Origin of the sequence: Flammeovirga sp. MY04 (assembly GCF_001682195.2) — a bacterium.
GTDB lineage: Bacteria > Bacteroidota > Bacteroidia > Cytophagales > Flammeovirgaceae > Flammeovirga > Flammeovirga yaeyamensis.
Genome location: NZ_CP003561.2, coordinates 662,155 through 685,936, shown reverse-complemented (window position 1 = coordinate 685,936; position 23,782 = coordinate 662,155). Strand labels below are relative to the sequence as shown.

Below are 23,782 nucleotides of genomic sequence, written 5' to 3'. Positions count from 1 at the left end.
ACCACATTTATTTAAACTAAAAACAATCTCTACTGAGACCATTCTTAATTAACAATTACTCATCATGAAAATACAATTATCTAAAATTGTAATGGGACTCCTGTGCCTAATTTTATGGAGTCACCAAACTTTTGCTCAGCTATCACAAGATTTTGTTATCGAAACCAACGGTAAAAAATATGTTCCAAAGAGTGATATCTCTGCACTTTCAAAATATTCAAGAAACTATAGAACCACGAGTTCGAATGGTTTAGAATACAAAGTTCTTCAGTTTCAGCAAATACCAAATGCTAAAGACAAGCAGCAATTAAAAGCTAACGGTATTACTGTATTGAACTATATTGGTGGAAATGCTTATTATGTTTCTATCGATCCTACCAAAAGTGTTTATGCTGCTAACACTGCGAACATGCGTTCAATGTTCGATTCTAAGTACCTAAACAAGGTAGCTTCAGTGTATAAAACTGACAGTATTCCGGATCAACTTTCGGTGGATGGTGTGAATGTTAAATTCATGATTCACGTGGTAAACGATGTTCCTGAAAGCCTTGTCTTATCTACTTTAAACAAGAAAGGAATATACAGAGTTAACAGCATCCAAGGATTTGACATGTATGCTGTTGAGACTTTAAAAGAAAACTTGAAGTCGTTAGAAGAAATCTCTTGGATTACAAACATCCTCCCTCCTGCTCCTGAGCGTATTATCGAAGATTTTAATGGTCAGAAAACTTCTGGATTATTGTATTCAGAAAAAAGAGGTGTTGAAAACATTACAGGTGCCGGTGTTCATATTGGTATTTGGGATGGTGATGTGGATGATCATATTGATTTAGGTGATCGTGTAACCGTTCAAGAAGCCGAATTTAAAACAACCAACCACGGTATGCACGTGGCCGGTATTGTAGGTGGCGCCGGTGTCATTGATCAATATGCAGAAGGATTTGCACCTGAAGCAACTATTGAAAGCTGGAATTTCAATGTTGGATCAAATGGCTTACAAGAATACCAAGAAATGGACTTGGCTGCTACAGAAAGAGGAATCAGTATCACACAAAACTCTTATGGTTTAAATAACCTATTAGGTATCAAGTATCCTTATAGTGACTTCGAATATGGATTGGATAAAGTAGCCAATAATCACCCTGAATTATTACACGTATTTGCGGCAGGTAATAGTAGAGGTTATTTAGGGGTATATAACACAGTGTCCAACTCAGCTAAAAACATTTTATCTGTTGCCAATATTACTATTTATAGAGACCTAAATTGGTCAAGTAGCTTTGGACCTGGTCACGGAGGTGTATTACTCCCACACATCGCTTCGCATGGTACAGATGTTTTATCGCTTGGTTTTTATAACGAATACTTGTACATGACGGGTACTTCTATGTCATGTCCTGCTGTTTCTGGTGCTGCTGCAGTACTTACGGAAAAATACAGAGCTATGTATGGAAACTCTCCAAGATCGGCTTTACTGAAAGGTATCCTTTGTAATTCTGCCAACGACTTGTATTTAGAAGGTCCAGATTACTATAGTGGATTCGGTGAAATGAATATCGATAGAGCCATTTCTACTCTAGAGACTGGTAAATTCTTTACAGGCGAAGTGGATAATGAAGAAGAAGTGACATTCAACTTTGTAGTCCCTGCCAATCAAGCGGACCTAAAAGTGATGTTGACGTGGTTAGATCCAGAAAGCAATCCAACATTAAGTACTACTTTGATTAATGACCTGGACATTGAAGTTATCTTTAACGGTGAAGTTCACGAGCCTTTAGTTTTAGATAAATACAACCCAGACTTCGTGGCAAAACCTGGTAAAGACCGTTTGAATAACATCGAACAGGTCGTTATCAAAGAGCCAAAAGCAGGTAGATATACAGTAAAAGTGAAAGGGTATAAAGTACCAATGGGACCTCAAGAATTCTTTGTAAACTATGTAACTACAAAAGACGATTTTGAGATCATTTACCCATTTGAAGGAGAAACATTAGTAGCCGATGCAGCTACATTAATCCGTTGGAATTCTACTGATCATGATAATCAAACGGATATGTATTATGCAGAAGATGGTATCAATTTCTCTAAGGTATATACATCACAAGCAGGTAGTTTAGAAGGTATCTTAAAACCATCAAATGTCTACAGCGAAAAAGCGAAATTAAGATTAATTCAAGGTGGAAAAGTAAGAGAGGTGAACATCAAACAGATGCACCGTCCTGAAACTCCAATTGTTGAGGATCATGGCAATTATGGGACTATACAATGGGGTGTTATTCCTGGAGCTTCTCATTACGAAGTACTAAAATATAATGGTAAAGATTATGAAGTTTTAGAAACTGTAGACGCGACAAAGGTAACGACAGATATCTATGGTTCAGACAGAAATGCATGGTATGCAGTTAGAGCAATCAATCAGGGTCATGAATCAGAAAGTAAACGTTCATTTGGTACTCAATTACAACATGCGAACAATATCACTTCGGATAATACTTGGCCTATTGAAATTGATTTTGAATCTCCTAACCAATTTGTGGTAGAGAAATCGGGTGAATATGCAAGTGCCTTTTATGGTAGCAATGATGTTGAATTCTTTAAGAGTAAAGTATTGTTACTTACTGGTATTTTACCTCATGGACACCCAGCTTGGGTAGACTCAGATAAAATTCCAGATTCTGATGAAGCTGCTGAAGAATTATTCGGACTTAACCCTGAATTTATTGCTTCGGGTTCAGTAAAAATTGCTGTACCTGCTACATTAGATCAGCCTGTTCTTCACTTCAATCTGATTGTTCCTTCTGCACAAAACAACAGTGCTTTCTTTAGATTGAACATTAACGGTGCACCAGTTGGAGATGCTTTTGGAAAAGTATATCATCAAAAAGATATTGAATCTGATCCTAATGCTTGGCATGAGTTCAACGACAATTATTACACTAAGATCTTCTACAGTCACTTATACTATGATTTGAGTGCTTATAAAGGTCAAACCATTGATATTGACTTCGAAGGTGTTTGTCGTGCGGCTAGAGCAATGAATCGTAATGATTATACAGGTTCTGAGATTAAAATCGACGACATCAAATTTGAAGATGGCGCTGCTGAAAAAGAAATTACATTGGCAGGTTGGTCAAGTGCAAAAAGTGGTTTGGGTGAACTAGAACAAGAATTGTATGTCAAGTTCGTCAACACTTCGAAACAAACGATCAATAATGCAAAAGTAACTTTTGAGGTAACGAATCAAGAAGGTGTTATCAAACAAAAAGTGGAAGAAGAATATAACGGTGCTTTAACAACTGCGAAAGGAGTGCATCATACATTCAAAACACCTTTATCAATTACTGAATTAGACGATAGTTATAGTATCAAATATACAGTAGAAGGAGATGGTTTCTTAGAAGAAGGCACTTTTACAGGTGTAGATAGATACAACGAGTACTTTAGAGCAGGTTCTAAAATGTATGGCGGTATTGCTTCTCCTCCTCTTGTGGATGGTGAACTAATAGTAACAACAAATGGTGGTAGAATATATCCTTATTCTGGCAACCAAGCTTTTGGTAATGTATTTACATCAAAAGATGCATCGAAGAGGTTACAAATTCAGTTAACCAAATTGAATTTAAACGAAGAAGACTCATTATTCATTTTAGATGGCTATTATGGACACTTCAACAGAGAAAAGATTATTGCTGAGTATGGTGGAACTACTTTCGATCAGTCAGCAGTAATGGGTAACATGCCATCTGGTGATTTAACCGTCATCTATATCTGTGGTCCAAATTCTGAAAAGAAAGAAGGGTTCGAATTTATCGTAAAAGAGATCGATAAAGAGTTAGACCACGATTTAGCGGTATCTGGTATTTACCCTTCGGGTGATATGTATAAGTACCATAGTTTAAAGAACAAACAATATTCAGTTCATTTTAGAGTGGCGAACAATGGATCGTCTCAGGTTGAAAGCTTTACGGCTAAGTATTATGTTGATGGTGAATTTAAAGCGGAGCAGACATTTACAAGTCCTGTGAAGCCTTCATACTACAATGATTACATGTTCGAGGAGCGTTTGGATCTATTTACTGCGCACCAAGAATTTGATGTTAAAGTAGAGATTGTTTCTGAGGATGAAAACATGGATAATAATATTTATGTTTCTCATCAAAAAGTAGAAAATCCTATCGAGCCTTCGACAATGCCAGATATGTTTATCTCAAAAATCAGTATTGGCGATTACTACTTTAACGAGAATAACGGTCAGCCAGATCATTCTTATACCAACGACAAATACGGTTACCAAGACTTCCCTGATAAGGTATTTGATTTCACTTATGGGGAACAAAAAGAGTTGGAAGTAATTTTAGAAGGACCGATTGCCGGTGCTGGAACACCTGTAGGTTATATTGATTGGGATGACGATGGTTTCTTCTCTGAAGAAGAGAAAATGATTATGTACAAAGATCCTGCTTTCGAACACCGTTATTATGGCTACATCAAGCCTGAGACTATTGGTGGTGATGCTGGATTGAAAAAACTTCGTATCTCTCTTATTTCTGATGCATTTATGGGAAGTGAAACAGCCCAGGATTTCAGAATTAATTTACATGGTGAGCCATTCAATCATGATGTTGCTTTAGATTATATAGATGCACCAACTCAATCAATTAGTGGTGATGCTTATATCGTAAAAGTGGGTGTAATGGAGTTTATTCATGAAGAGGAAACTGTAGATATCAAATTGTCTGCATTCGACTCATATGGCACAGAAGTATACACTGAAACAGTAGAAGGTTTTACCTTTGATAGATATTTTGGACAAGTACAGATGATCATTCCTCATGGTACTTTAACCTCAGCATACGAAGATCAAAAGTATATCATCCAAGCGGAGGTTATTCACCCAGAAGATAAGATTCTTGAAAATAACATCAAGCAACATGAAGTTGTTGTCTCTAGCGTAAAACACTATATGTTCGCTGCCGATAGTTACAATATTTATAGATGGCAGAAGAACAATCCTAGTAAGAAAGATAGAATCACTACCTATTATGTAGGAGGACCAACTTTTGCTAGTACGGCGTATGTTTATAACCTTAATAATCATGGACATCTAGAAACAGATGGTAATTTATATGCATTAGCATCAAGAAGTTCACAAACGAAAAGTAGCTTATTAAAGGTAGGTATTTCATCAGGTATTTCTACGAATGTTACTTTTGATATCGATGCTTTCGATGCACTAGGCTTCTTTAATATTGCCTACGATGTTCACTCCGATCAACTATATGGTTTTGCTAAAAGTAATGATAAGTTGTACTTATATACACTTAGTACAATGACAGCAGAAGCTTCATTAGTCACTGAAATCACTATGCCTGAAGGAGGTAGAATTGCAGGTGTAACATTCGATTTTGATGGTACTTGTTACCTATTGGATGGTGGAAGAAGTGAACTTCAAACAATGAATATACAAACTGGTGAAGTGAGTATTTATCACCGCTTTGAAGATCAATTAAGCTATAGTCAAGGTATTTCTTTTGATAAGAGAAACGGACAATTGTATATCCAAGGAAACAAAGTGCTAGATAACGGAGATATAGATAATATTTTCTATAGATTCGATTTCCAAGAAGATCGTCTGATCCCTCTTTATACTGCAGGAACTCTAGATGCAAAACAATTAATGGGCATGTCATCTAGTGTGCAGAAAAGTAGAATCGATAGAACTACAGGTCTATTATCTTTCCATGTCGAAGGTGAAATCAAAACCGTTATCAACGATAAAAGCCGAAGAGAGGAGATTCCTGGAATAGATCCAATTGAAGGAGACGAATACGATGAGAAACAAAAGATCACGACTTACTTGCCTGTAGGTACGGATATTTCAAAAATTAAAGTGTATGCAAAAGCAGTAGCCGGTGGATTTATGGCGAGTTATTCTCCAGCTGGAAAATTGGATTGGGGTAAAGAAGTGAACCTCAACGACGTTAAAAACAATATGCTTGTAACGTTGAATACTTTCAATAATTCATCATCTTGGACATTTGAATATGTATTTGTAGATCCAAACGTAGAATTCGATTACTTCGATTTACAAGCAGTAAACAACCCAGCCTTGGAAGAAGATATTACAGGTACTATCCAAGCATCTACAATTACATTAGATGTACCTAAAGGTGTAGATATTTCTGGATTAATTCCTTCTTTCGAAACGGGAAGTGCCACTGAAGTAATGTTGAACAACAGCAAACAAATCTCGGATCAGAATATGGTCGACTTCTCAGAAGGTGCCGTGTATACATTAGTTGATACCATCTTAAAAACAGAGAAGTTATATGTTGTCAAAGTGAATCAAGAAGAAAATTCTGAAGCTGAATTATTCACTTTCGAAATCACTCCTCGATTCAATGCACATTTAACAGAAGCTATTAAGGCAAACATAGAGGATCTACACTTAACTCTTGATTTAGCAGGTGTTGAGCAACAAGATCAATTGGTTCCTTCATTCACCGTAAGTCCGGGTGCTTATTTAGAGTACAAAGGCGACATTTATGGTTCTGGTGAAGTTCCATTCGATTTCACAGAATTAACGGAATTCGCGATTGTTTCTGAAGACGGTGCTAATCGTACTGAATACACTATCGATACGAAATTGTCGTTAAGTGATGCTGCTGAATTCATCAGTTGGACGATTACTTCTGAACACAATGAGCATATCGATGAGGATATCAGTTTCTCTATCGAAGAGACCGTAATCACAGCAGATTTATCAGATTTTGATAACCATGAGATGATCACACATTTCGAAATCTCTGATGCTGCAACACTTCATATCAACGATGAGGAAGTGACGTCTACAGAAAGTGTCATCAACTTTAAAGGATTAGAAAAAGTCCATATCACAGCAGAAGATGGTACAGAAGTAGAATATACTTTTGATATTAAACTTGAAAAGAGCAATGCTGCTAATTTAATTTCAATGGCTATTCTTTCAGAATTTAACCCTTCGTTATCATCAGATATTGAGGGAGAAATTGATGATGAGACCATTACTTTCGATTTCCGTGGAGTGAGCTCAATCGCTGATTTAAAAGCAGATTTTGAAGTATCAGAATTCGCATCGCTTTATCAAGGAGAGGAAGAACTAGAAGCTAATGTTACTAGTATCGACTTTACGAAAATTACTGAATTAAAAGTAGTAGCAGAAGATCTAACAGAAATGATTTATGCTGTGGAAGTAATTGTAGATGAACCTACATCAATTGGCGATCACTTATCAAATAACGTCCTTTATCCTAACCCATCGAAAGGTAAAGAAGAAGTGACTTTGAAAGTGAACGGTAAGTTTAATTGGGAATTATTCAACTTGACAGGTCAATCATTAGAAAAAGGTGAGGGTACTGAAGCTGTAAAAATAAAAATGAGTACACTTAGAAGTGGGACATATATCGTCATGATTTATCAGGAAGGTAATGTAACACCACTAAAACTTATCAAAAACTAAGACTCAATTGTTCAATATGCAAAGAGCCACTCCATATGGGGTGGCTCTTTTTTTGTAAATTTTGAACTAACTATCTCCTCGATCGTGAGGGTGAAGCTGTTCGAGTCGCCGGACGAGTCGTTGTAGATCTCGAAGGCGATGTCGTTGTGGAGCGGTTATACGATTTGTTCGTATTACTACTCGATCTATTCATGTTAGAAGGTCTCGTCGTTGAACTTCTATTTGTTGTCGACGATTTCTTCATCGAACTATTCGACTTATTGTTCGTGCTCGGCCTTGTACTTGGCGTTGCTTTCTTTGTATTGGTATTCGAACGATTATAACTCGAATTATTTGCAGGCCTAGTCGATTTATTACTTGGTCTAGTAGTAGTGTTACTCGGCCTTGTCGACTTGTTCTTATTCACGTTCGAAGAACTTCGGTTGTTGTTCGAAGGCGATTGCTGTTTTGTATAACTACTATTTTTGTTATTTGTTTTGTTCGGGTAGTTATAACTCGGTACACTCACCTTATTATTCTGAACATTCGATTTATTACCTGATTTCTGAGATGACGTCTTCCAATCTTTCTGTACTTGTCGACCCGTAGATGTTTTCCCAGTTCTCTTATCGTTGGTACTCGAAGAAGCCGGTCTTGTCGCCTTATCTTTTGATACACTTCGATCATTCGTACTCGGCCTAGTCGATTTCTCTTGATACGTATTGTAATTCGAAGAATTCGCCTTTCTATCATTTGTTGATGGATGAGCAGGCTTCGCAGATTTATCTTTACTCACCTTGTCGTTTGTTACCGGCTTGTTTGATTTATCTGAAGTAGTCGGCTGACTCGGTTTTACAGACTTGTCCTTTACCTTGTTATCAGCAGTAGAAGGTCGGTTCGCTTTATCCATTCCCTTATTATCTGATGTAGCCGGACGAGTAGATTTGTCCTTTGCTTTGTTATCAGAAGTTGTAGGTCGATTCGCTTTATCTTTCACCTTGTTATCTGATGTTACCGGCTTTAACTGACTAGCATTGGAAATATCTTTATGACGTTTATCAAACGACTTGTTTGGATATTGCTTCGCATAGTCCATTCTTCTTGCCTTCTTCTGCATATTCGCCGCTCTATGAGACCTTCTTACAGTGGTATGTCTGTAGGTATGTCTATGATGAATATTGATATTCACCCTTACATTATTTCTATAATAAGGTACCGGATAAGGTCTCCAAGGTCTATAAAATGGAGGATAATAACCCCAGTAATAAGGCGATCTCCATGGGTGGTAATAAGGTCCCCAAAACCATACATAAATAGTTGGACGGTGAACATATACTGGTTCAACAATGTAATTCGAACCGTACATATACACATCTCCTACCACTTGAACTTGAGTTTCCCCTTTTTCGTCTTTCACAACATCAATAACAGCAACGTCTTGGTATTGATCCTGACCAATTACTGCTTGAATTGTAACCACGTGTGTATCTTTTTTGGAAGTATCGACTACTCTAAGGTAATCCACCTCCCCATCGTTATTTAAATCTAAATTTGAGATTTGTTTCTCGGGATCGTTCAATCTATTTTCGAAGTCTTCTAGATCCTTAGATTCACCAAACACAGCCGCTACAACTTCTAAGTCTAAATTCTGACTAATTTCGTCGTCGGTAGCAGTAACTGTTGTGACATCTTGAGCATTAGCAAAACTAAAAATACTCAATAGAAACAAAGTTAATCGGATTGATTTGGTATAGATCGTCTTCATAATGTAGTGTCTTTAATGATAATTTGATAATCGGTTTTAGTTAAATGTTCGCTGCAGAAATATCCTCATAGAAGAGTTTAGTTCTTATCTATTTGTCACTTTTGAACATAGTTTATATTAGTATACGGGCGACAGTTGTTAAATCGGTTTAATTATTAAAATAAAATAGTTAAGCTTTTGTAAAAACGTATTTTTTACTATTATATTGGCATGCAAAACCCTTCTTAGTTTAACATTAACCAAAAATACAACACGAAAAAACACTCTTCATTTAAAGCCAAATTAAAAAGCACTCTATCGAAACATATCAAATGATTTTAATGAAAATAGTGACATTTTTAATCGAAAGATATTAGAAAATGAACACTCAATCATGTTTAACATTAAACATCTGTCAAAATGAAAAAATCATCCTTACTCTTTTTACTTGCTTTTATTTTTATTCTTCAACATAGCTTTGCACAAAGTCAGGAATTTGAAGATGAATTATTCGAATATAGAGCCATTGAAACGGCTGTTTGGGCAATGCCTTTTATGAATTTTAAAACCTATCGTGATGCATTACATGATAATGGTGTGGATTATAATGATGTTGCTTATAATTCTAAAATTCAGAATTGGAAGTTTCAGACGGCTACACCAAACAATACTACTCCATACATTCATTTCTATTGGAATATACAAGATGGACCCATTGTTATCGAGCTTCCTAAATCCGAAGATGGTGTAGGTGTTTTCGGTACCATCATGGATGCATGGCAAAGACCCATCGACGATGTTGGAGCAAAAGGTAGAGACAAAGGAAATGGAGGTAAATATGTCTTGATACCTGAGGGGTACAATGGACCTCTTATTCCAGGAGCATATACTTATACACAAAGAACAAACAATGGTTTTTGTGTATTAAGACCTATCATCGCGAATGCTTCTGAAGAAAATTTAGCCAAGGCAACTGCTATCACTAAGAAAATCAAAGTATATCCACTATCTGAAGCGGCAAATCCTCCAAAGATGAATTATGTGGATGTCTACGACAAAATGTTGGAATGTACTCCAAAAATGGATGAGACACTTTATGAGGAAATCCATGCATTCATTCAAGAAGAACCTGTAGAAGAAATGAATTTGGCATTTATGGGGATACTTAAGCAATTGGGTATTGAGAAAAATAAACCTTTCCAACCTACGGAAAATGAAAAGAAATTATTTGCTGAAGCAGCACCAAAGGCATTAGAGTATATGATCAACCAATACCACAGGGAATTGAATCCATGGATGTATGAAGGTAAAAAATGGAGTGTTTTAGTTCCTCCAGGTGCTTTTGAGACCGATTGGACGTATGAATACCCATCCGTTTTTGATTATAACGCAAAAGGATCTTTATACTATGCTATTATTACAAGTATCAAAAATTATGGCTCGGCTACTTTCTACTTAGACCTTGCCGAAACGACGGATGGACAATGGTTGGACGGAAGCAGCAATTATAAATTAGTAGTCCCTGCAAATGTTCCCGTAGATAATTTCTGGGCAGTAACTACCTACGATTTAGAAACAGCATCCTATCAAAGAGAAATTGATAAAGCGACGATCGATTCTAATATGAGTAAAGTGAAGAAAAATAAAGATGGAAGTACAACTATCTATTTTGGACCAAAAGCGCCAAAAGGAAAAGAAGCGAATTGGTTACCTACAGTAGAAGGAAGAAGATTCTTCATGCTTTTTAGATTCTATGGTCCTCAAAAAGGAGTATTCGATGGTAGCTTTGAGTTGAATGATATTGAAAAGATCAAGTAAGGTTCAACATCAGATATTTTATAAGATTTAAGAACTATGTTTGATATAAATCTAAATTAATAGCTGAAATTTAATTTTGTATGCTAAAAATAGATTATATTCACTATCAAACTATTAACATATACCGAAAATGTTTAACTACAAACACCTGTTATCCATCCTATTGATGGGAACATTATTCTCGAGTTGCGGACAGTCTACAAATGATACTTCAAAAAATGAAGCTGTTCAAATCCCAAAAATGAAAATGACGACGAAGATTCCATCAGGAATTGAAAGTCCGAATACAATTAAAACTGAAACTCTAGGAGAATTATCGTTCTTCGATGGAGTACCTAAACCAAAAACAGCAGAAAAAGTCTATGATTATCTAGATTTAGTCAACGCTGTCGATGCCTACACAAAAGGTATTCACATTGCTTCTATGGAAGCCATGAAACGTGGTATTCTAGAATATGGTCCAGCCAACCAAACCGTCCTTATTTTTGAGGAATTAATGGATTCTAAATCATTCTTCCTTACTGCAAATACGACTTCAGTATACATGTGTTCTTGGTTGGAATTAGGAGACGAACCTATGGTGATTGAAACTCCTCCAGATGTTTTGGGTATTATTGATGATCACTATTTTAAATATGTAGCCGACTTCGGTCGTCTTGGTCCAGATAAATCTAAGGGAGGCAAGTTCTTGATTTTACCTCCTGGTTATAAAGGTGATGTACCTAAAGGATATTTTGTAAAACAAGCAGAAACATATGGTCATTGGGTCATTTGGAGAGGTTTCCAGAAAGATGGAGACCCACAACCTGCTGTACAATCGACTAAAAAGACTTTTAAAGTATATCCATTATCTCAAAAAGATAATCAACCAAAAATGAATTTTGTGAATGTTTCTGGCAAAGAGATCAATACAATTCACAGAATGGATGAAAGAATCTATGAAGAGATTAATGCAGTAGTTCAATCTGAACCAACAGCTGCTGAAAACCCTGAACTATTAGGTACTCTTGCTGCCATAGGTATTGAAAAAGGCAAACCTTTCAATCCTGATCCAAGAATGCAAGCGATCTTAAAAGAAGCATCCAAATTAGGTAGTGCCATTGTAAGAACACAAATGGCAAAACCTAGAAGCGAATATTTATACAAGTTTAAAGGAACACAATGGTTAAATCCATTGGCTTATAAGAGTTACTTATTCGAACATAATGGAGTTCGATTATTAGATGCAAGAAGTGCTTTCCACTTTTATGCAACGGGTATTACTCCTGCCATGTCAATGAAAATTATTGGTAAAGGGTCGCAATATGCTATTGCTTACTCAGATAAAGATGGAAATACTTTCGATGGAAGCAAAACATATAAATTCCACATCCCTGCCAATCCTCCAATGAAAGACTTCTGGTCGTTTACCATCTACGATAATCAAACCCGTTCGATGTTACAAACCGATCAAAGATTCCCTGGCATTGACAATAATAAAAAGGGATTGGTTCAAAATGAAGATGGTAGCTGGGACATTTACATTGGTCCAAAAGCACCAAAAGGTATGGAAAACAACTGGATACAAACTGTTCCAGGTAAAGGTTGGAATACCATCTTTAGATTATATGGTCCTTTAGAACCTTGGTTTGATGGAGAGTGGTATCCTTCGGATGCTGTTTTGGTGGAGTAAGATCTTCCTTACCTACCAAATCACTTGATATAGTACCCCAGACTGAAGTTTGGGGCTAATAATAATTTTTTTAGACAACACTAAAGTATTGTCTAAATCTGTCCTGACTTCAGTCGGGACAGATATAATTATTCCAAGCCTAGGGTTTCAACCCTAGGAAAAAGCAAGGTCATCAAGCAATCTGTTTGTTTTCTTTTTGAAGATTATCAAAATCACTCACCGATTGATAAATCACATCATACACCTCATTCGATAAAGCTTTGTGATCATCATTTTGTACAGGAGGCTGTACTTTGATGGTAGCAAAGCTTTTCTTTTTACCCATTTGCTGATAAAAATGTCTGACAAAACTAATGCTTCCCATCCAGGCATCATTTTGATCTTCGTACCAAAGTGTAATCGGTGTTATAGGAGCATTCAATTGAGAGGCAATAAGAAAACTCCCCCCTTTAAACTTTTGAGGGTAATAACTATCTCCTATCCCACCTTCCGGGAATAATACCACACGCTTCTCATTTTCCACTCTTGCCTTGATTTCCTTCATGGTATTCAGTCGAGAGTTATGGTTACCTCTATCGACCAGAATCATATCGGCCAATTTCACAGCAGAACGCAGGCCAGGCCATTTTCCTACTGCACTCTTAGCCACAATACTCGATGGATACAAAGAAAAAAGTATAAAAATATCGACATAACTTCTATGATTCGACATGATTATGCCTCTAGGCTGAAGCTTGCCTTGGTTAATTACTTTTACCTCGTAGTTTAGAATGTATAGGCATTTCTTCGCCCAATTTCTAAGCATTTTTTTGGTCACCTTAGCGGGATCTTCACTTCTAGCAGAATGTAATTTTCCCCAAATAATATAATAAATCGTACAGGTTGAAATACGAAAAAGTCTGTAAGTTGCTCGTAAAAATTTCATGATTGTTTAATTTATAACAAACAACGCAATTTTCTTATTTTGGATTATTAATAAATGTCAAATTGACCTTAAAAAATTATATATTTACAAAAACTATTACTAAGAACATGAAATTCAATAAATACCTTCTTTTAGTTGATTTAATCATCATATTGATAATATCTTATTTTAACCATCAGAGCAACTTTGAAAGTTTATGGGCTATTCCATTAATATTAAGCGTGCATATACTTTATGATTTGAATACAAAAGAATTTAAAAGTGAATTAGAGAGTAGTAAAATATTTCCTTTTCATGCTTTTTATTTAGGCCAAGATCAAAGTGTAAGTATTATCACATTATTTTTTGTTATACTTATTTCTTTTGATAAGATTCACTTTTTAATGCCTATAGCTATTACCTTAATTATTGTATTAACTTATCTAGCTATAAAAAATAAATGGAACTACTTTCATGTTGAAATCACATCAGATCGATTGATTATTAGAAATTCTTTAAATTCTAAAACCACTCTTCTATTTGATGATGTTGAAAAAATAACTTTACTAAACAAAAATCAATTTAAGATTAAGGAAAGAGATAAGAACAAAGAAAAATATATCAAAGTAAATAAGATTGAAAAAGCTTATCAGAAGGCCTTCATTGAAGAAATGATAATATTACAAAAAAACATTCCCTCCATTTCTACATAATTCATAATGAATATTTAGCATCTCTCTTTCATCCACATTTTTTTGTAAATTCATATATGCATAAATACGAAGGAAATGATATTTCTCCACAAACTGTATATAAACATCTAAGTGATATTTACGGTGGAAATTGGGAAGGTGAATCCATGATCATCAAGAATAATAAAATTGATTGTAAAGCTAACTATTTTGATTATCCCAACGATATTATTGTAGGTTTAATTAAACTGGTAACTGTTCTTGTACAAAAACATTTACCGACCACAAAGTGAGTAGACTGATCAACCCACAAATTAGTTTTGTAGTCCTTTTTTTCATATCGATTTTAGTCATTTTGTATATCACAAAGGAAAAGAAACCGATGCTTAAGGGACTTCAAAAAATGCTCAACCAACATCAAAAAATGTTCAAAGTATATGAAATGGATTTAATATTAGGTGAAAATCAAATGTTGATTTTTAATTAAAGTGTAAAATGAAGATTAGTTACTAAGAATGAGATGGAATTAGCAAATGATCGACATATAATTTGTACAACTATTTTTTTAAAGCTATCAAATTATTATTTTTGACATGAGGAAAGGCGTATCAACTCCTCATTTTTTAAAGATTTATATTTAATCTATTCTTAAAGCAAACAACTTGTCATACCCTAAATTTGACTAATTACTCTTAATACAATGAAAAAAAGTCTCTTATTAAGCCTTTTGAGTTTAATACTAATGAGTTCTTTTTGTATTGCAAACACTCCTTCTGGTGATGTGATATATAAAAAGAAGAATACTCATTTAACTATTGGATTTCTTAATGGCTTCATTCACATTCTAGAAAAGAATGAAGAAGAAAAACAGTTTTTTGATAACTTCGAACAAAACTCTTTAGAATCGATATTTCATTCTAAATTTGAAAAAATCACTCAAATAGAAGCCACTTCTATTGTTCCCAATAATGGAAAGACAAAGTCGGTTAAAGTAAAAAATTATTCGACAAGAGATATCCTCCAAAGAGGTATCTTTTACAATGATTATAAAGCTACTGAATTTACTTTTCCACAACTATCGAAATCGGTTATTGGTAAACTGAATTACACAAAACAGATTTATGATGCTCATTTTATAAAACCATTTTATTTCCAAGATAGATATTTCGTTGAGAATGCGGAATACTCTGTTACGTTTGATAAAAATGTAAAGATAAAACCAGTATTACTTGGTTTAGAAAATCATAATGTTGCTTTTTCCGAAACTAAAAAAGGGAATAAAACTACGTATACATGGACGCTAAGCAATGTTGAAGAATATAAATTTGAAAAAAATAGTCCATCTAGATCATACAGTTCTCCTCATATTTTAATCTTGATAGAATCTTACACACATCAGGGAAAAACTCACCACATTTCTTCTGGAGTGGATGATTTATATAGATGGTATTCAAAATTAGTCAGTCTAATTGATAAAGAAGATGAGAAATTATTACAAGATCAATTAGACAAAATTATTAGTGGTACATCTTCCAAAGAAGAGGCTAAAAAAGCGGTCTTCTATTGGGTGCAAAAGAACATAAAATATATCGCTTTTGAAGATGGCATGGAAGGGTTTATTCCAAGAAGTGCTAGCGAGGTACTCACAAAAAGATATGGAGATTGTAAAGATATGGCCAACCTGCTTTATAATTTTTATAGATTGATGGATGTCAATGCTCATCTCACTTGGATTGGGACAAGAGCTAAACCTTATACCTATGAGGAAATGCCATGTACTATGACGGATAATCATATGATTTGTAGTATTACAGAAAATGACACTACTATATTTCTAGATGCTACCAATCCGTTTTCTGATTATGGTATGCCTACAAGTATGATCCAAGGGAAAGAGGCCCTTATTGGAAAAGGAGCTACTTACGAAATTAAGGTGGTACCAGAAATATCAGCAGAAAAGAATGTTCGAATAGACTCGGCACACATCTCATTGGATGGTACTGACTTGAAAGGAAACTACACCACTCAGCTCACAGGTTATGCCAAAGAGGAATACTATGCGAGTACCTTTAAATCAGAATTAAAAAATGAAACTAAAGGTTTTAGAGATTTTATTGATATTGGCAAAAACAATGTCAGCTTCTCCTCTAAAAAAGTAGATGGCTTTTCTAAGGGTGAAAAAGTGGGTAGAATTTATTTTGAGTTTCAACTACCCAATTATTGTAGAAATGTAAGCAATCGATTCTACATCAATTTAAACTTACATAAGCTTAAAATTGGAGAAAAATTAGATGTAGAAACAAGAAAACACTCTTATGAAGAGGAATACAAACGTCAATTTTCTTCTATTGTCACCTTCGACATTCCAGAAGGATATGAACTGTCCTATCTACCAAAAGGAACATCAAAATCTTGTTCTTTTGGTAGTATAACGACTGAGTATCAAATAAAAGATCAAACTATTGTCTATTCTCGAAACTTTACTTCCGATTACCTTTTGCTATCGCCATCTGACTTTGCTGAATGGAATAGCTTTATCAAAGATGTATCCGAAATAAACCAAGAGAATATCATTATTAAACAAACAAAAACTCAATAAAATGAAAGCCTTAAAAAGTATCTTGCTCATACTGACTGTCTTTACGCTTAACGCTGTTGGACAAAATGACCCAAAAATGTATAAAGATTACGATTGGGAAAAAGAGCCTAAATTAGCTACTATTTCAGAAGAAAATAAAGAATATGAAGCTGTTGTTTTAAAAGATCATCGTATCATACAGCATCGCATTACTAATAATCAAGCAAATACGTACAAAACCATTCATAGCTTAGTGCATGTAAACTCTGATGCTGGCATTGAAAAACACAACAGAGTGTATATTCCTATTCGATCTTCATCAGAAATTATTCAGTTAAAAGTGAGGTCAATCAACACAGATGGCAAAATCACTATGTTGAATAAAGAGAATATTAAAGAACTTAAGAATGTGAAGGGCATTCAAAATGTAAAAATATTTGCCATAGAAGGACTTGAAGTGGGTGGTGAAGCTGAATATATTTACACGATTAAAATGCCAATTGTTCCTTATGGGAGCGAAAAAGTGCAAAGAGAAATTCCAGTTTTAGATTGTAGTATCAAATTGTACTACCCTAAAACGTGGACAATAAAAACGAAGTCTTACAATGGTTTATCCAGTAGTATTGAAAAGAAATACGACTTACCTAGAGTAATTAAACTTAATCAAAAAAATATCCCTGCCTTTGTTAAAGAAGAGTATGCCTATGAGAATCCTCTTTATATGAAGTTCAAACATAAACTAAGTAGTAATGGTAATTCTAGAACTAAATTTTTTACATGGAACTACTACATCGATGGAATGTTGAACAGTTTTAACTCTCCAAAATCAGAAAAAGTAGCGATGAAATATGTAAAAGATATTGCTGCAATGAATATTTCTGAAGAAGAAAAAATTAAAGCATTAGAAAATAAGGTAAAATCAACCATTCGAGTTGCAAAAGGTGGAGGGGAACTTTTAGAAAACCCGAAATCAGTTGTAGCCAACGGTAATGGTAACTATAGAGGAATAATCAAATTATATATGTATTGCTTTGATCAATTAGGAATTGATAATCAGTTGGTCATGGGGAGTAATCGATATGAAGGTCGTATAGATCAAAGATATGCTTCTATGGATGATATTACTGATCTCTTTTTCTACTTCCCTAAATATGAGAAATTCTTATTACCCGATGCTTATCATATGCGTTATGGTGCTGTTCATTCCGGTTTGATGGATTCTGAGGCATTGTTTATCGATTATAGAAATGCAGAAAGAAAACTGACTAAAAACTTCAGTAAGTTTGACAACTTAGGTTTCTTAAGTGATTCTGTAAATCATATTGGAGTGAAAGCAAACCTTGATTTTTCTGATGATCTTGCTCTTCCAAATGTAAAAATGCAAAACTATTCTCAAGGTTATAGATCATTTGGCTTTCGTTCTGCTTTCTCAAATAATGATAAGTCATCTGAAGAAAAATTTATTAAGGAAGTCATCCTTTCTTCTTATGAAAATTATGAAGTAAAAAACTGGGACATCGAGGGAAGAGAAATCGAACTTTCTAGTGATCCTGAGAGTTATTTCAAAATTAATGTAGAGTATACTACCCCAGAATTAGTAGAAAGAGCCGGAAATGAATATTTGATCTCCATAGGTAAGTTGATTGGTAAACAATCAGAATTATATCAAGAAAAAGAAAGAGTGCATGATATCGTCATGTCAACAATCTCTAACTACCACCATGAGATCTCTATTGATATTCCTGCAGGTTATCAGTTAGAAGGCTTAGAAAGTATCCAAATTGATAATAAAATAGTGGTACAAGGAAAAGAAGTGGCCTATTTCAAATCGGATTACACCTTAGAAGGAAATAAGTTATTTATTACTGTAGATGAAGTGTATAAAACGTATAAATTCCCTCGTGAGGTCTACGATCAGTTTAGGAAGTTCATCAATTCAGCCGCTAACTTTAATAAAGTTACTTTAGTGATGACCAATAAAGAAACAGACTTATAAAATTTGAGTTATATTGTATGGATGTTGTGATATACATCCATACAATATAATTTCAAACACTAAATGAACAACAAACTTATTCTCCCTCTCATTGTCATTTCTCAATTCTGCTGTACCTCCTTATGGTTTGCAGGTAATGCCGTGATGAGTGATCTAGTGACTACATTACAATTGAATGAAAACGCTATTGGAACGCTTACCTCTATCGTTCAATTTGGGTTTATCATTGGCACATTGGTCTTCGCTATTTTTACCATCACCGATCGCTTCTCTCCCTCTAAAGTATTTTTTATTTGTGCACTTCTTGGAAGTCTGTTCAATATGGGAATAGTCTACCATGGTAATACTTACAATACACTTCTTCTTTTTCGATTTCTGACCGGTTTTTTCTTAGCAGGAATATATCCTGTAGGAATGAAAATAGCCGCTGATTATTTCGAACATGGTTTAGGTAAATCATTATCCTTTTTAGTGGGAGCATTGGTATTAGGAACTGCTTTCCCACATGCGTTGAAAGTATTTACAAGTGGTCTCCCATGGGATTATGTGATAGTATCAACATCAATTTTAGCTTTGATTGGAGGATTAAGTATTTTCTTTTTCGTTCCTGATGGCCCTTTTCGGAAGTCTTCAAGTTCTTTTCAATTCAGTGCCATTTTTGAAATTTTCAAAAAAGAAAAATTTCGAAGTGCTGCTTTTGGGTATTTCGGTCATATGTGGGAACTCTATACTTTCTGGGCATTTGTTCCATTGATGATCATCGCATACAATACTATACATCAAGTGGAAGCCAACACTTCTTTGTATGCTTTCTTGGTGATTGGACTCGGTAGTATCGCCTGTATCATTGGAGGGTATATTTCTGAAAAGATAGGCGTAAAAAAAACAGCCCAATTAGCGTTACTTTTGTCATGCACCTGCTGTTTGATGTCCCCTCTTCTATTTTATCAATCGTCACAATTTCTTTTTATTGTATTCTTAATGCTGTGGGGTATGTTTGTCATTGCCGACTCTCCTCTTTTCTCTACTCTAGTCGCTCAGAATGCACCGATAGAATTGAAGGGATCTGCTTTAACTATTGTAAATTGTATCGGCTTTGCTATTACAATTGTGAGTATTCAATTGATTAGTCTGCTGCAAGAAATCATATCTATTGAGTATGTTTTTGTTTTGTTGAGTGTTGGGCCTTTGGTTGGGCTTTATTTTTTGAAAGAAAAATAAATATATATATCATTCATTTGTATACGCCCTTGTAGGGACGTTGCAGTGCAACGTCCGTACGGATGACATTATAATTTCCCTAAATCTTGTTTTCCGATAATTGTCATTATCTCCACAGATTCATTTATTACTCTAAAATAAATACTGTCAACACCAGATACACATCTTCTATATCCTGATTTAATATAATCTACTGATTCATAAGAAAAAGGTCTTTGTGCAATCCTTTCAAATGACTCAAAAAATGAGTTGAAATATTTATCCGCTTTCTTCTCTCCAAATTGCTCCACTCCATAGCGATATATTCTTATTAAATCTTCTTTTGCAACATTGCTAAGCTTGTAATTAGCCATTTAAAGATGTCTTAGCTTGTGATAATATTTCTTCTTTGGAATCTTGAGTAAAACCGCTTTTTTCAGCTTTCTCAATTTTAGACTTAATCCAATCAATTTGAGATTGTTGCTTTCTCGCTTGACGAATTAAATCATTTACCAACTCACTTTTACTTGAATATTCTTTACTGTCAACTTGCTCCTTTAACCATTTATCGTTTGGTTCAGTCAGTGATATACTTTGTCTTAACATAATGATTCTTTTGGTGTAAATATACACCTAATTTACACCATTTTGAGTTAATTATCAAGAATCAAATAGAACAAAATATTTTAGACAAGGATTTACAAACGTGTTTTTTTAACGTTGAAATTTTACAGTATTCGTGTTGATTGACTATTCTTCTAAATTAGATCCACGACGAAACTGCTTTTCCATACTCTTCAATATCATTAATTAATTTACAAGTATGATAGCCATCTGCCACTGCGTGATTAACAAAAACAGAGATGGGTAAAAGCACTTTAGCATCTTTATCATAAAACTTACCCATTCTAATAATGGGGTAAAGAAGTGTACTTTCGCAATATGTATCCTGACTAAAACTTTCAAAACTTAACCAAGGAATTGAAGATACTGGACAGAAGTTAACCGGTTGGGAACCTCTTGCTTTCACTTCTCTAACTTCTTTATACGTTTCAATATCATTGATTATTTCATTATAAAAATCTTGGAAGTCAGGTTTGTATTCACTCCACATATCCGAAAATGTTTTATCGTCTTCATGAAAAATTGTATAAACAGGATTAACATAATTCCAACATCCTAATTTTCCCTCCTCATTAAACCCCATTCTAAACTCATCAGTCTGATTTATCATTTTGAGTATGACAAACAACATTGACGGAAAAAACTTAAGTCCTCTTTCTTATATTTCATTTTTGAAGTCTGTGATATCAATGTGATGACTGATATTATACTTTGTCTTAATATTATAATAGTAATTATCGAAATACGGTTTTCTTTTCCAGTCTTCTGAGACTGTTGTAAAAATTGGTTTCATTTTTTCAGATTTAGTTTAGTTATTCTCAATATAGATTTTTATTAATTATTGGTGCTCTTTTCAAGCAGTATTCATATATATGCCATTGTATGGTCGTTGAAGTGCTACGCCCATACTAGGGAGTAAAAAATTAATAATACCTATTTTCCTAACTTTAAAATTCTTAAAGCACCTCTAACAACAATTAAAAATACTACCCCTCCAATTATTAAATCTGGGTATTTTGATTTTGTAAATATGACAAGAACTCCTGCTATAATTACTCCTAAATTAATAATCACATCATTTGATGTGAAAACCATACTTGCTTTCATATGAGCTTCATTACTTTTTGATTTAAGTAATAAAAACAAGCATACCCCATTGGCTATTAAAGCTAAAATGGAGATACCAATCATTAAACGAAAATCAGGCATTGATTCGAAACCCAAAAACCTTCGTATGACTTCTATAATCCCCATAACTGCTAGAGTGATTTGAAAGTAACCACTTAATCGAGCAACCTTCTTTTTTCTTATTACTGTTGAACCTACTGCCCAAAGACTTAATCCATAAACTAGTGAATCTGCTAACATATCAAGTGAATCTGCAACTAAGCCCATTGATTTAGAGATAAATCCAGTTGTTATTTCGATGATAAAAAAAACAAAATTTATAATTAAGACAGACCAAAGCAATTTTCGTTGATTTTTAGTATCATCGACTTCTAATTCGGAAACATCTATGTTTTCTTTATTCAAAAACTTTACTCCTAAATTCAATACTTCCAATCGTTTTATAATCTCATTGTTATCTTCTGAATGAAAAACAATAAGATTTCGTTTTTCAAGGTCGAATTTAAGTTTTTTAATACACTCTAAACTGTCTAATTGCATTCGGATCATATTTTCTTCCGAAGGACAATCCATTTTTGAGATATGAAAATTTGATTTTATCATTATAACCAACGTCTAACTTTACTCCTATATACTTTGTATTCAACTCCTAAAGTGTTTACTAAAAACTCCTCTTCAAGGCGAACCTGTGTTTGTATAACAACCATACCTGTTACTAAAATTATAGCTGTTATTATATTCGGCAAAATCAAAAAAAGGCCTAAGAAAACTATTAATACTCCTAGAAAAATGGGATTTCTAGAAACACTAAACATTCCTTTTGTAACTAAATGAACTCTATTTGTATCATCAATACCAATTCGCCATTCATTTGACATATTTCGTTGAGCAATAAAAATAAGGACAAATGACAAGTGTATCATGAACAGACCAAACCATGAAATTAATTCAGATTCAAGATATTCAATCGGAATGAGGAATTGCATTAAACTAGGTATCAATGCATTAATAAATAGTGTAACAAAAGAGATCGCTGATATAATTTTATATACTTTTCCTACATAGTTTATTGTAGTATCTTCTTCTGTAAATCTGAAAGGATGAATACCTGTTTGTTTATAAGTTAAATAACTCGGAGCTATAAATAGGATAATAAAAAACAAACAGTAAAATATGAATAAATATATTGCCATGATTACTTCTATTTAAATGATTAATCAAATTTATAGAAGAAACAAGTGCACTAGTATTGCAAAGTTTTACTTACACTTTTCGCAAATACCTTTTATTACAAAATTTGCATTTTGGAATGAAAAATTCTTTGGTAATTCAATTTTAGGAATGGGCATTTCTCTTAAGCAATAGGTAGCCCCACATGTATTACATAAAAAATGTACATGCAGATCGTCTGGCAAACATTTACAATCTTCATCACAAAGAGCATATTTTACAGCTCCAGTACCGTCATCTACACTGTGAATAAGTAATTTTTCTTGAAAAGTCTTTAATGTTCTAAAAATAGTGGAGCGTTCAACATTATCAAATTGTTGTTCTATCTCATAAAGACTTAATGCTTTATTGTTTTTTAATAAGATATCATAGACTAACTGACGCATAGCAGTTGGTTTTATATTTCTTGCTAATAGCTTTTTATCTATTTCATTTTTCATATCATAAAGTTAGGATATAATGAATTCTTATCAATTGTATCATAATAAAATGTAATTTTTGATTTTCAAACATATCCCCCCGATAACCTAAAAAATATTCCCCCATACTTATTCAAACAACAAAAAAAACACGTCATAACCACATCACTTTATTTCCAATAATCGTTTCTTGTTCTTTCTTCAAAAAATTGAAATCGAGATTTTAAATTCAGATAATAATTCACCCCCGTTTTACGAATTAGTTTAAACAGATATTTATCATCATTCCGGCTATGTTTA

15 protein-coding genes and 1 pseudogene are annotated in these 23,782 nt (G+C 34.0%); 8 read left to right on the top strand and 8 right to left on the bottom strand.

What is annotated here, in order from left to right:
- The first annotated feature begins 64 nt into the window (after positions 1-64).
- On the top strand, positions 65-7,498 hold the full coding sequence (locus tag MY04_RS22705; RefSeq protein ID WP_066214652.1) for a S8 family peptidase: 7,434 nt from the start codon (positions 65-67) through the stop codon (positions 7,496-7,498).
- 70 nt (positions 7,499-7,568) lie between these two features.
- Here MY04_RS22705 and MY04_RS22700 read toward each other — a convergent pair whose 3' ends face one another.
- Positions 7,569-9,242, bottom strand: a complete 1,674-nt coding sequence (locus MY04_RS22700) for a hypothetical protein (protein WP_066214650.1) — start codon at positions 9,240-9,242, stop codon at positions 7,569-7,571.
- Positions 9,243-9,641: 399 nt separating this feature from the next.
- Between MY04_RS22700 and MY04_RS22695 the strand changes: the two genes are divergently transcribed.
- Together MY04_RS22695 and MY04_RS22690 are read left to right on the top strand one after the other, a co-directional pair.
- On the top strand, positions 9,642-11,039 hold the full coding sequence (locus MY04_RS22695) for a DUF1214 domain-containing protein (protein WP_066214649.1): 1,398 nt from the start codon (positions 9,642-9,644) through the stop codon (positions 11,037-11,039).
- A gap of 130 nt (positions 11,040-11,169) precedes the next feature.
- Positions 11,170-12,711 (top strand): DUF1254 domain-containing protein, encoded by a 1,542-nt coding sequence (locus MY04_RS22690; protein WP_066214648.1) that lies wholly within the window; start codon positions 11,170-11,172, stop codon positions 12,709-12,711.
- A gap of 172 nt (positions 12,712-12,883) precedes the next feature.
- Here MY04_RS22690 and MY04_RS22685 read toward each other — a convergent pair whose 3' ends face one another.
- Positions 12,884-13,636 carry a lysophospholipid acyltransferase family protein gene (locus MY04_RS22685; RefSeq protein WP_066214646.1) on the bottom strand — a complete coding sequence of 251 codons (753 nt, stop codon included), beginning with the start codon at positions 13,634-13,636 and terminating at the stop codon, positions 12,884-12,886.
- 107 nt (positions 13,637-13,743) lie between these two features.
- Here MY04_RS22685 and MY04_RS22680 point away from each other — a divergent pair, with 107 nt between their 5' ends.
- The 5 genes from MY04_RS22680 to MY04_RS22660 all read left to right on the top strand — a co-directional run bounded on the left by MY04_RS22680 (position 13,744) and on the right by MY04_RS22660 (position 20,102).
- A complete protein-coding gene (locus MY04_RS22680; protein ID WP_066214644.1) occupies positions 13,744-14,328 on the top strand; it encodes a hypothetical protein in 585 nt (194 codons plus the stop codon).
- Positions 14,329-14,384: 56 nt separating this feature from the next.
- The gene (locus MY04_RS22675; RefSeq protein ID WP_066214642.1) at positions 14,385-14,600 is read left to right on the top strand and encodes a hypothetical protein; all 216 of its coding nucleotides are present in this window, start codon (positions 14,385-14,387) and stop codon (positions 14,598-14,600) included.
- 407 nt (positions 14,601-15,007) lie between these two features.
- Complete coding sequence (locus MY04_RS22670) at positions 15,008-16,906, top strand: transglutaminase-like domain-containing protein (RefSeq protein WP_084006077.1); 1,899 nt, start codon at positions 15,008-15,010, stop codon at positions 16,904-16,906.
- A gap of 1 nt (position 16,907) precedes the next feature.
- The gene (locus MY04_RS22665) at positions 16,908-18,881 is read left to right on the top strand and encodes a DUF3857 domain-containing protein (protein ID WP_066214636.1); all 1,974 of its coding nucleotides are present in this window, start codon (positions 16,908-16,910) and stop codon (positions 18,879-18,881) included.
- 63 nt (positions 18,882-18,944) lie between these two features.
- Positions 18,945-20,102 carry an MFS transporter gene (locus MY04_RS22660; RefSeq protein WP_066214634.1) on the top strand — a complete coding sequence of 386 codons (1,158 nt, stop codon included), beginning with the start codon at positions 18,945-18,947 and terminating at the stop codon, positions 20,100-20,102.
- A gap of 68 nt (positions 20,103-20,170) precedes the next feature.
- On the opposite strand, the gene MY04_RS22655 is transcribed toward MY04_RS22660, so the two are convergent.
- The 6 genes and pseudogenes from MY04_RS22655 to MY04_RS22630 form a co-directional block, all read right to left on the bottom strand.
- On the bottom strand, positions 20,171-20,455 hold the full coding sequence (locus MY04_RS22655) for a type II toxin-antitoxin system RelE/ParE family toxin (RefSeq protein WP_066214633.1): 285 nt from the start codon (positions 20,453-20,455) through the stop codon (positions 20,171-20,173).
- On the bottom strand, positions 20,448-20,687 hold the full coding sequence (locus MY04_RS22650) for a ribbon-helix-helix domain-containing protein (RefSeq protein WP_066214631.1): 240 nt from the start codon (positions 20,685-20,687) through the stop codon (positions 20,448-20,450). Before MY04_RS22650 ends, MY04_RS22655 begins: the two co-directional genes overlap by 8 nt.
- 157 nt (positions 20,688-20,844) lie before the next feature.
- A pseudogene (locus tag MY04_RS22645) lies at positions 20,845-21,498 on the bottom strand (CatA-like O-acetyltransferase).
- 140 nt (positions 21,499-21,638) lie between these two features.
- On the bottom strand, positions 21,639-22,436 hold the full coding sequence (locus tag MY04_RS22640; RefSeq protein ID WP_066214629.1) for a cation transporter: 798 nt from the start codon (positions 22,434-22,436) through the stop codon (positions 21,639-21,641).
- Positions 22,436-23,026 (bottom strand): methyltransferase family protein, encoded by a 591-nt coding sequence (locus MY04_RS22635; RefSeq protein WP_084006076.1) that lies wholly within the window; start codon positions 23,024-23,026, stop codon positions 22,436-22,438. Before MY04_RS22635 ends, MY04_RS22640 begins: the two co-directional genes overlap by 1 nt.
- 66 nt (positions 23,027-23,092) lie before the next feature.
- Positions 23,093-23,503 carry a Fur family transcriptional regulator gene (locus MY04_RS22630; protein WP_066214625.1) on the bottom strand — a complete coding sequence of 137 codons (411 nt, stop codon included), beginning with the start codon at positions 23,501-23,503 and terminating at the stop codon, positions 23,093-23,095.
- Between the last annotated feature and the right edge of the window lie 279 nt (positions 23,504-23,782).